General features: G+C 70.9%; 12 protein-coding genes. 7 read left to right on the top strand and 5 right to left on the bottom strand.

The window, feature by feature from the left end; all coding sequences use genetic code 11:
• Positions 1 to 38: 38 nt before the first annotated feature.
• The 4 genes from glyA to ACFWY5_RS45245 all read right to left on the bottom strand — a co-directional run bounded on the left by glyA (position 39) and on the right by ACFWY5_RS45245 (position 3,649).
• Complete coding sequence (glyA, locus tag ACFWY5_RS45260; protein ID WP_379613744.1) at positions 39 to 1,292, bottom strand: serine hydroxymethyltransferase; 1,254 nt, start codon at positions 1,290 to 1,292, stop codon at positions 39 to 41.
• Positions 1,293 to 1,438: 146 nt separating this feature from the next.
• Positions 1,439 to 2,392, bottom strand: a complete 954-nt coding sequence (locus ACFWY5_RS45255) for a YihY/virulence factor BrkB family protein (RefSeq protein ID WP_379613746.1) — start codon at positions 2,390 to 2,392, stop codon at positions 1,439 to 1,441.
• 57 nt (positions 2,393 to 2,449) lie between these two features.
• Positions 2,450 to 2,824, bottom strand: coding sequence for a YccF domain-containing protein (locus tag ACFWY5_RS45250; protein ID WP_379638552.1), 375 nt, complete (start codon positions 2,822 to 2,824; stop codon positions 2,450 to 2,452).
• Positions 2,825 to 2,851: 27 nt separating this feature from the next.
• A complete protein-coding gene (locus ACFWY5_RS45245; protein WP_379638551.1) occupies positions 2,852 to 3,649 on the bottom strand; it encodes a TIGR03084 family metal-binding protein in 798 nt (265 codons plus the stop codon).
• Positions 3,650 to 3,687: 38 nt separating this feature from the next.
• Here ACFWY5_RS45245 and ACFWY5_RS45240 point away from each other — a divergent pair, with 38 nt between their 5' ends.
• The 6 genes from ACFWY5_RS45240 to ACFWY5_RS45215 all read left to right on the top strand — a co-directional run bounded on the left by ACFWY5_RS45240 (position 3,688) and on the right by ACFWY5_RS45215 (position 7,526).
• Positions 3,688 to 3,822 carry a hypothetical protein gene (locus ACFWY5_RS45240; protein ID WP_379613752.1) on the top strand — a complete coding sequence of 45 codons (135 nt, stop codon included), beginning with the start codon at positions 3,688 to 3,690 and terminating at the stop codon, positions 3,820 to 3,822.
• 78 nt (positions 3,823 to 3,900) lie between these two features.
• A complete protein-coding gene (locus ACFWY5_RS45235; protein ID WP_311132608.1) occupies positions 3,901 to 3,984 on the top strand; it encodes a putative leader peptide in 84 nt (27 codons plus the stop codon).
• 116 nt (positions 3,985 to 4,100) lie between these two features.
• Positions 4,101 to 5,774, top strand: a complete 1,674-nt coding sequence (locus ACFWY5_RS45230) for a nitrite/sulfite reductase (RefSeq protein WP_379638550.1) — start codon at positions 4,101 to 4,103, stop codon at positions 5,772 to 5,774.
• A complete protein-coding gene (locus ACFWY5_RS45225; RefSeq protein WP_246510212.1) occupies positions 5,771 to 5,917 on the top strand; it encodes an Insertion element protein in 147 nt (48 codons plus the stop codon). Before ACFWY5_RS45230 ends, ACFWY5_RS45225 begins: the two co-directional genes overlap by 4 nt.
• Positions 5,914 to 6,642, top strand: coding sequence for a phosphoadenylyl-sulfate reductase (locus ACFWY5_RS45220; protein WP_379613756.1), 729 nt, complete (start codon positions 5,914 to 5,916; stop codon positions 6,640 to 6,642). The genes ACFWY5_RS45225 and ACFWY5_RS45220 overlap by 4 nt, the downstream gene beginning before the upstream one ends.
• A 140-nt stretch (positions 6,643 to 6,782) precedes the next feature.
• The gene (locus ACFWY5_RS45215; protein WP_379638554.1) at positions 6,783 to 7,526 is read left to right on the top strand and encodes a sirohydrochlorin chelatase; all 744 of its coding nucleotides are present in this window, start codon (positions 6,783 to 6,785) and stop codon (positions 7,524 to 7,526) included.
• Positions 7,527 to 7,698: 172 nt separating this feature from the next.
• Here ACFWY5_RS45215 and ACFWY5_RS45210 read toward each other — a convergent pair whose 3' ends face one another.
• A complete protein-coding gene (locus tag ACFWY5_RS45210; protein WP_379638549.1) occupies positions 7,699 to 8,352 on the bottom strand; it encodes a DUF1707 domain-containing protein in 654 nt (217 codons plus the stop codon).
• Between the two features lie 126 nt (positions 8,353 to 8,478).
• Between ACFWY5_RS45210 and ACFWY5_RS45205 the strand changes: the two genes are divergently transcribed.
• A complete protein-coding gene (locus ACFWY5_RS45205) occupies positions 8,479 to 9,822 on the top strand; it encodes an ankyrin repeat domain-containing protein (RefSeq protein ID WP_379638548.1) in 1,344 nt (447 codons plus the stop codon).
• Positions 9,823 to 9,831: the final 9 nt, after the last annotated feature.

Genomic DNA, 9,831 nt, shown 5'->3' with positions numbered 1-9,831 from the left:
GCTTCAGAGGGGGCGGCGGGCGCCGGTCTTTTCGCGTTCTAGGACAGGCCGGGGGCGGGGAACTGGGCGGTCAGCTCGCTGACCTCGTGGTGGACGCGGGTGATGACGTCCTCCGCGTCGCCCTTGGCCAGCGCGGTGACGACCTCGTCCATCCAGGCGCCGATCTGGCGCATCTCGGCTTCCTTCATGCCGCGGCTGGTGACCGACGGGGTGCCGATGCGGATGCCGGACGGGTCGAAGGGCTTGCGGGTGTCGAACGGCACCGCGTTGTAGTTGGTCTCGAGACCGGCGCGGTCGAGCGCCTGGGCGGCGGGCTTGCCGCCGATGCCCTTGGGCGTCAGGTCGAGCAGGATGAGGTGGTTGTCGGTGCCGCCGGAGACCAGGTCGAACCCGCGGCCGGACAGCTCCTCCGCCAGCGCCTTGGCGTTGGCGACGATCTGGTGGGCGTAGGCCTTGAACTCGTCGGTGGAGGCCTCGCGCAGCGCCACGGCGATGGCGGCGGTGGTGTGGTTGTGCGGGCCGCCCTGCAGGCCGGGGAAGACGGCCTTGTTGAGCGCGGTGGCGTGCTCGTCGGCGGTGGCCATGAGCATGGCGCCGCGCGGGCCGCGCAGGGTCTTGTGGGTGGTGGTGGAGATGACGTCGGCGTGACCCACCGGCGACGGGTGGGCGCCGCCCGCGACCAGGCCGGCGATGTGCGCGATGTCGGCCGCCAGCACGGCGCCGACCTCCCTGGCGACCGAGGCGAAGGCCTCGAAGTCGATGGTGCGCGGAATGGCGGTGCCGCCGCAGAAGATCAGCTTGGGGCGGTGCTCCAGGGCCAGGGCGCGTACCTCGTCCATGTCGACGCGGCCGGTGTCCTTGCGCACGCCGTAGCGGACCGGGTTGAACCACTTGCCGGTGGCGCTGACCGACCAGCCGTGCGTGAGGTGGCCGCCGAAGGGCAGGCCCATGCCCATGACGGTGTCGCCCGGCTTCAGGAAGGCCATGTAGATGGCCAGGTTGGCGGGCGAGCCCGAGTACGGCTGGACGTTGGCGTGGTTGACCCCGAACAGCGCCTTGGCCCGGTCGATGGCCACGGTCTCGATCTGGTCGATGACCTGCTGGCCCTCGTAGTAGCGCTTGCCCGCGTAGCCCTCGGAGTACTTGTTCGTGAGGACGGTGCCGGTGGCCTCGAGGACCGCCCTGGAGACGTAGTTCTCGGAGGCGATCAGCTTCACGGTGTCGGCCTGGCGGCGCTCCTCCGCCTTGACCAGCTCAGCGATCTGCGGGTCAACGCTAGCGAGAGAAGACATGGCACTCCTGTCGTCTTTGACATCCTCGCGAAGACCCAGGCGCTCGGCCTCCGCACGATTCCGCTCCCCGGTGGTTCAGGCCCACCCTATGCGCCGGTCGCGACGCCCTAGACGATAGCGGAAGGCGCTCGGGCGGGGCGCGGAGCCTACTTCGCGACGGCCGAGCGGGTGTCGCCCCAGAGGCGGTCGACCTCGGCGTTCAGGATGGCGCCGATGAGCACGGCCAGGGCGGTGATGTAGAGCCACAGCAGCACCGCGACGGGGGCGGCCAGCGAGCCGTAGATGGAGACCGGCGAGAACCAGGCGGCCAGCACCGACCGCAGCACGCCCGCGCAGACGATCCAGATGAACAACGCCAGGATCGCCCCCGGCAGCTCCCGGTACCACTTCGTGCGCACGGGCACGCTCACGTGGTAGAGCACGGTCAGGAAGAGCACGGAGCCGACGATGACGACCGGCCAGTACGCCAGGTCGATCACCGGCGTGTACTGCGCCGGCAGCGCCTCCTTGAGCAGCGTCGGCCCGATGACCAGGACCGGCATGACGATCAGCCCGATGGCCAGGCCGACGAGGTACAGGCCGAAGGACATCAGCCGCGTGCGCACGATGCCGCGTTCCTCGCCCAGGCCGTAGGCGACGGAGATCAGGTCCACGTAGACGTAGAGGGCCCGCGAGCCCGACCACAGCGACAGCAGGAAGCCGAGCGAGATGATCGAGACCTTGCTGGCGTCGTCCCGGAGAATGTCGGCGATCAGCGGCTTGACCACCTTCTCGACCGCGTCGGTGGTGAACAGCACGGCCGCCTGCTCGACGACCCACTGCTCGACCTTGCCCACGTTGTCGCGGCCCAGCCAGACGCCCAGCTTGGCCAGCACACCGATCAGCCCGAGCACGAACGGCGGCAGCGACAGCAGCGCGAAGAACGCCGCCTCCCCCGCCAGCCCGGTCACCCGGTAGTCGACACCCGCGTTCGTCGTCGCGCGCACGAGCGCCCACGACTTGGTGTCACGCACCCAGCTCAGGTGGGTCCTCACCTTGCTCAGGACCTGCCTGCGCCGCTTGCGCTGTGTACGCCGGGTAGGCGCATCGGTCGACGTCATGGCACCAACACTCTCGCAGGTGTACTTCCCGCAAGCTTATGCTCCGCCGCGCCCGGACTATCTGACGTCCACGACGCGCGCGCCGAGCGGTAGCAGGGAGATGGGGATCATCTTGAGGTTCGCGACGCCCAGCGGGATGCCGATGATCGAGACGAACAGCGGGATCGAGGTGAGCACGTGCCCGATGGCCAGCCAGATCCCGGCCACCACGCACCAGATGACGTTGCCGATCGTGGACATGACGCCGGCGTCCGGCGAGCGCTCCACGGTGCGGCCGAAGGGCCACAGCGCGTAGCCGGCGATCCGGAACGAGGCGATGCCGAAGGGGATCGTGATGATCAGAATGCAGCAGATGACCCCGGCGACGGCGTAGCCGAGCGCCAGCCAGATCCCGGCGAAGACCAGCCAGATGACGTTCAGCAGTGTCCGCATGTGTCCAGCATGTCAGTGCGTCGCCGGTCAGGTCATCGGGGCCTTCCCCGAGGCGGCCCTGCCCTTACCCGGAGGGCCCGCGAAGGCCTGCGCGATCGCCATCCACGCCGCCGCCGTCTCGCCGCGCACCTCCAGCGCGGTGTCGTCGAGGTGCGCGCGCTGGGTGACGGCCAGGCAGAAGTCCAGGGCGGGGCCGCGCACCGAGTCCGCCGCGTCCTGCGGGCCCGCCGTCCACGGGCTCCCGCCGGGCAGCGTCAGTTCGACCCTGACGGGCCGCTCGGGGATCGGCAGACCCCGGATCACGAAGCTGTACGGCAGCGCCCGCACCCCGATCGAGGCCACGTGGCGCAGCCGGGCCGTGGGCTCGCGGGTCACGCCGAGGGCGTCGGCCACGTCCTGGCCGTGGGCCCAGGTCTCCATGAGGCGCGCGGTGGCGAAGGAGGCGGCCGACATGTCGGGGCCGTACCAGGGCAGGCGCCGCCTGGCGTCGAGGCCGGACAGGGCGGTCAGCAGGGCGGCGCGGGCCGTACCGAACCAGGCGTGGACCTCGGCCGGTGACAGGGCGCGGGCCCGGACGGCGAGGTCGTCGACGGACGCGGGGCCCTTCATGAGCTCCTCGGCGCTCGCGCGGAAGGCGTCGGGGTCGTTGACGGCGCTCACGGCGGCGTCGTCGAAGTAGGCGAGATGGCTGATCTGATCCCGGATCGCCCAGCCTTCGGCGGGGGTGGCCAGCTCCCACTGGGCGGGGCTGAGCGGAGCCAGCAGCGCCTCCAGCGAGGCGCTCTCATCACGCAGGTCGGCGGCGAGCTCGCGCATGAGGTCCATGGCACCGCACTCTAACCGAACAACATTCCAGTGCGACAATGTCGAAGGTGATCTGCGAGAGCTGCGCGGAGCGCCGCCACGAGGAGTGCCGGGGCGGCTCCTGGTGCGACTGCCAGCACCAGCCCCCGCAGGAGCCCAAGGAGTCCGAGCTCGACTGGCCACGGCAGGGGTGAGTAGGGGTACCCCTGTTCTGGTCCCAGAGTCTGGACCCCTTCTTGGACATCCCTGCGCGCCGGGGTATCGTTTGGAACATGCCAGCGGACCCCATGCTTGTCGGTCGACGCCACGTCGATCTTCAGCGTGTCCGCAGTGCCATCTGTTGCGACGCCCGCTAATCCCTGCCTGTATTTCGCAGCGGCGCGCGTCGCACAAGCTCTTCTGGGACCCCTGCACTCAATGGTGAGGCAGGAGGGACATCCCGCGCGCGCCCACAAACCCTGAAGGACGCGCAATGAGCACCCCTGCCAGCCGGCACCACAAGCGCCCGCGCGGAGAAGGCCAATGGGCCCTCGGTTACCGCGAACCGCTCAACAAGAACGAAGAGAACAAGAAGAACGACGACGGTCTCAACGTTCGCCAGCGGATCATCGACGTCTACTCGAAGCTGGGCTTCGACTCCATCGACCCGGCCGACCTGCGCGGACGTATGCGCTGGTACGGCCTCTACACCCAGCGCAAGCCCGGCATCGACGGCGGCAAGACCGCGATCCTCGAGCCCGAGGAGCTCGACGACCGCTACTTCATGCTCCGCATCCGCATCGACGGCGGCCAGCTCGACCTGCGCCAGCTCCGGGTCATCGCGGACATCTCCAACGACTACGGCAGGGGCACCGCCGACCTGACCGACCGCCAGAACGTGCAGTTGCACTGGGTGGAGATCGAGTCGGTGCCCGACATCTGGCGGCGGCTGGAGGAGGTCGGCCTGTCGACCACCGAGGCCTGCGGCGACACGCCCCGGGTCATCCTCGGTTGTCCGCTGGCCGGGATCGACGCCGAGGAACTGCTGGACTCGACCGGGGAGATCCGCGAGGTCCACGACGAGTACATCGGCGACCCGGCGTACTCCAACCTGCCTCGCAAGTTCAAGTCGGCGATCAGCGGCTGCCCGGCCCACTGCACGGTGCACGAGATCAACGACGTGGCGTTCGTGGCGGTCCAGTTGCCGACCGGCGAGAAGGGCTACGACCTGTGGGCGGGCGGCGGCCTTTCCACGAACCCGATGTTCGGCAAGCGCATCGGCGTCTTCGTCCGGCCCGACCAGGTCGCGGATGTCTACGGCGGCGTTATCGGGATATTTCGTGATTACGGGTACCGCCGTCTCCGGCACCGTGCCCGGATCAAGTTCCTCGTCAACGACTGGGGACCCGAGAAGTTCCGCGAGGTCCTGGAGACCGAGTACCTCAAGGAGCCGCTGCCCGACGGCCCCGCCCCCGAGGCGCCCCGCGGCAACCGCCGCGACCACGTCGGCGTCCACCCGCAGAAGGACGGCAACTTCTACGTCGGCTTCGCGCCCAAGGTCGGCCGCCTCGACGGCGACAAGCTCCACGCCATCGCCGACATCGCCGAGCGCCACGGCTCCGGCAGGGTACGCACCACGGTCGAGCAGAAGATGGTCATCCTCGACATCACGCCCGACCGGGTCGACAGCATCGTGGCCGAGCTGGAGGCCAGCGACCTGCAGGTCCGCCCCTCCACCTTCCGCCGCCAGACCATGGCCTGCACCGGCATCGAGTACTGCAAGCTGGCCATCGTCGAGACCAAGGCGGTCGCCTCCGACCTGATCGACGAGCTGGAGCGGCGCCTGCCCGACTTCAGCGAGGCGCTGACGATCAACGTCAACGGCTGCCCCAACTCCTGCGCCCGCATCCAGGTCGCCGACATCGGCCTGAAGGGCCAGCTCGTCGTCAACGACAAGGGCGAGCAGGTCGAGGGCTTCCAGATCCACCTGGGCGGCTCGCTCGGCGTCAACCCGGGCTTCGGCCGTAAGGTGCGCGGGCTCAAGACCACCTCCGACGGCCTGCCCGACTACGTCGAGCGGGTGGTCACCCACTTCGAGGACCAGAAGAAGGACGGCGAGAGCTTCGCCGACTGGGTGCAGCGCGCCGACGAGGCGGACCTCAAATGAGCGGCGCCCGCGCGGTTCCTTTCCACTGCCCGTACTGCGGCGATGAGGATCTGGAGCCCTACGAGGGCGACGGCGGCTGGTACTGCCGCGCCTGCGCTCGCGCCTTCAAGCTGAAATTTCTGGGAATCGGGGTAAAGATATGACGCTGGTCGAGATCGAGACCGGTTTAAGAGCACAACGCGGCACGCTCGACCTGCAGAACATCGTCGAGTCCGCCGCCATCTTCCTGGAGGGCGCGCCCGCCCGCGAGATCATCCGCTGGGCCGCGGCCACCTTCGGCGACCGGCTCACGCTGACCTCCTCGATGAGCGACGCGCTGCTGATCGACCTGGTCAGCCGGGTCAAGCCGGGTATCGACGTGCTGTTCATCGACACCGGCTACCACTTCGCCGAGACGATCGGGACCCGCGACGCCGTCCAGCAGGTCTACGACGTCAACGTGATCAACGTGCAGCCGTCGCGGACGGTCAAGGAGCAGGAGCGCGACCTCGGGCCCCGGCTGTTCGGCCGCAACCCGGACCTGTGCTGCTACCTGCGCAAGGTCGAGCCCCTGAACCGGGCGCTCGAGCCGTACCTGGCGTGGATCTCCGGCATCCGCCGCGACGAGTCGTCCACCCGCGCCGGAACCAGGGTCGTGGAGTGGGACGCCAGGCGGCAGATGGTCAAGGTCAACCCCATCGCCTCCTGGACCCAGGAGGACGTGGACAACTACATGGCCGACAACGGCGTGCTGGTCAACCCGCTGCACTACGACAACTACCCGTCCATCGGCTGCGCGCCGTGCACGCGCCAGGTGGCCGATGGCGAGGATCCGCGCAGCGGCCGGTGGTCGGGCCTGGGGAAGACCGAATGCGGCATTCACCTCTGACTACCGAAATTTCGCCCGACGGGCGGCATCCGTCGGGCGAGGGACCCCGTTCTGGCAGGGGCGAGGTCCCGGTGACGAGGGTGGGCGGGCTCGCAGGGACCCGCCCACCACTCGCCACCCCGTCCTCTCCGGGGTCCCCTCTGGGCCGCGTGCCGCTGGTCGCGGTGGCGCACGGCTCGCGCGACCCGCGCGCGGCCGCGACCGTGGAAGCCCTCCTCGACCGGGTACGGCTGGCCAGCCCCGGCCTCCCGGTGCGCACCGCCTACCTGGACCACGCGGCCCCCACGCTCGGCCAGGCGCTGCACGGCCTGCGCGAGGCCGCGGTGCTCCCGCTGCTGCTGACCGAGGCCTACCACAGCCGCGTCGACCTGCCCGCGGCCCTCAACGAGGCGCGCGCCCGCGACCCCCGGCTGCGCGTCCACTACGGCACGACGCTCGGCCCCCACCCGCTCCTGCTCGCGGCGCTGGAGCGCCGCCTGTCGGAGTCGGGGGTACGGCCCGGCGACCCGGACACCGCCGTCGTCCTGGTCTCGGCGGGCTCCAGCGACGTCAGGGCCAACGCGGTCATCGCCGACCTGGCGCGGCTGTGGTCCGACGGCGGCCCGGGCCGGCGGGCCGGCTGGTGGCGGGTCGTTCCCGCCTACGCCTCGGCCGCCGGTCCCACGCCCGCCGAGGCGGTGGCCGCGCTGCGCAGGGCCGGGGCGCCGCGGGTGGCGGTGGCTCCGTACCTGCTGGCGCCGGGGTTCTTCGCGGACAAGGTGCGGCGGGAGTCGGGGGCCGACGTGGTCGCCGACGTCCTGGGCCCGGCTCCCGAACTGGTCGACGTCGTCCTGGAGCGCTACGCCCAGGCGTTCGCCGAGGTGGCCGCCGCGCCGGTCGCCTGACGTGGTGGCCGCCGCCCCGGTCGCCTGACGTGGTGGCCGCCGCGCCGGTCGCCTGACGTCTCACGAGCCCGTCCGATCCGGCCGGAGCACGGGCTCGGGGCACGTCCAGGCCGTCAGGGCGGTTCTGGGCCCGTTCACCGGCATGGCGTCGCGCGCGCCCGCCGGATCGTGGTCAGTCGCCGAGGCGGCGGGGGTCTCCGTAGAGCTGGCCGGGGGTCAGGCCGAGGTGTTCGCGCCAGGCGGACCAGCCGCGCTTGATCGGCTTGGCGCGGGCGTCGCCGTACACCTTGATGTCGCCCATCACCGCGTAGCCGTGCACGCGCACGACGGGCACGTTCATCCCGGGGGCGGCCTCCAGCACGTCGACCTTCTTGTCGCCCATGAAGGCGAAGCCGTCGAGGTCCACGTCCACGCCGTCGGGCACGATGATCTTGACGTCGCCCATGACGGCGACGGCGGTGATGTCGATGACGTCCGTGCGGACCTCGGCCTCGCGCAGGTCCATCACCACGTCGCCCATGACCGCCACCGCGCCGAGCTCCTGGTCGACCCGCCACTTGCCGCGCCGCTTGGTGTCGCCCATGAACGCCAGGAACCAGCGCTTCTTGCGCTCGGGCGCGGGTGCCGTCACGGGCACGGCACCGGCGGCGGGCAGGTCCTGGGTGAGGAGCGCCAGCTCGGCGTGGGTGGTCGCTGTGTAGGCCGCCTCGGTGCGGTCGGTGAGCTCCACGAGGGTGAGCCTGCCGTCGACTGAGGCGACGCGCAGTTGCTCGACGACGGCCTCGCGCTCGGCGTCGGAAGCGCGCAGTTCCCCAGAGTCTGTCATAGTCGCAACATATCGCGTCTTGTGGCGCTCGCGGTCCTCCAGAAGGAGGATTCCTCGTCCATCGAACCGCGCACCTCGCCGGGACGTTCGTCGGGGTTGGGGCGGTGAGGCGTTAGGGTCGCTGTCATGCGTGAGGATGAGCTGTACCAGGCGGCGTTGAAGGGCGACCTGGAGACGGCGGGCACGTTGCTCGCCGCCGGGGCTGACGCCAACGAGGCCGGTGAGGAAGGGCTGCCGCTCTGCGCGGCCGCGGCCTGGGACCGGGTGTCCGTCATCGGGGCGCTCCTGGCCGCCGGGGCCGATGTCAACGCGAAGGAGAGCGGCGGCTGGCACGCCCTGCTGTGGGCCGCCGCCAACGGCAACGCCGACGCCGCCCGCGCGCTCATCGAGGCCGGCGCGCAGGTCGACGAGCCGAACGAGGACGGCGACACCCCGCTCAGCCTGGCCTCCAGGCGCGGCGCGCTCGGGGTGGTGCGGGAGCTGCTGACGGCCGGGGCCGACCCGGAGAAGTACGACGGCGACGGCGACAGCCCCTACGACATCGCGATCGACTGGGTCGGCGTCCACCTGGAGACCGCGCTGCTCGACCAGATCGGGCAGGAGGACTGGGAGTATGTCGTGGGCAGGCAGTTCGCCAAGGACGGCACCGAGCTGGTGACGGTGGCCGGCCGTTCCGCCGACGGCGAGGAGAGCGAGCAGGTGCAGGCCCAGCGCGGGCACGCGGCCGTCGCCACCCTCCTGGAGGACGCCACCGGGCTCTACACGCCCATCCCCCAGCTCGTCGCCAGGGCGCTGGCCCACCGCGACGTCGACGAGGACGCCGAGACCTGGTGGGTCGTCGCCGACTCGCTGGGCAAGCGGGCCGACGAGGAGACGTACGAGGCGCTGGCGCGGTTGTGCGTGAGCGAGGACGCCCGCGAGCGGGAGTTCGGCGTGGACGCGATCGCGCAGTACGGCGTCACCGAGGACGGCGAGAAGCCCTACCTGGAGCGCACGCTGCCGCTGCTGCAGAAGATGGCCACCACCGAGGGGAACCCGCAGGTGCTGCGCTCGGTGCTGGCCGCGCTCGGGCACCAGGGCGACCCGCGGGCGCTGCCGCAGGTGCTCGACGTGCTCGGCCGCCCGGACCACCAGCGCACGATGACCGACGCGATCGCGCTGGCCGACGTGCTGCCGCCCGGCCACGCCGAGGGGCTGGCGCTGCTGGTCTCGATGACGCGCGACGACGACTCCGAGGTACGCGACTGGGCGACCGCCGGGCTCTCCTCCCTCGACGCCGACACCCCGGAGATCAGGGACGTGCTGGCCCAGCGGCTGGACGACACCGACCTGCGCACGGTGGCCGAGGCCACGCGGGGGCTGGCCGAGCGGGGCGACGCGCGGGCCGAGGCCGGGGTGAAGCGGGTGCTGGCGGAGAGCGACGACTCCTACGAGCGCGAGATGGTCACCGAGGCGGCCGCCAAGCTCTGACTCCCGGAC

The sequence above is a fragment of the Nonomuraea sp. NPDC059007 genome, assembly GCF_042740555.1.
Taxonomy (GTDB): domain Bacteria; phylum Actinomycetota; class Actinomycetes; order Streptosporangiales; family Streptosporangiaceae; genus Nonomuraea.
The sequence above is the reverse complement of the archived record's forward strand: the minus strand, read 5'-3'. Positions and strand labels throughout refer to the sequence as shown.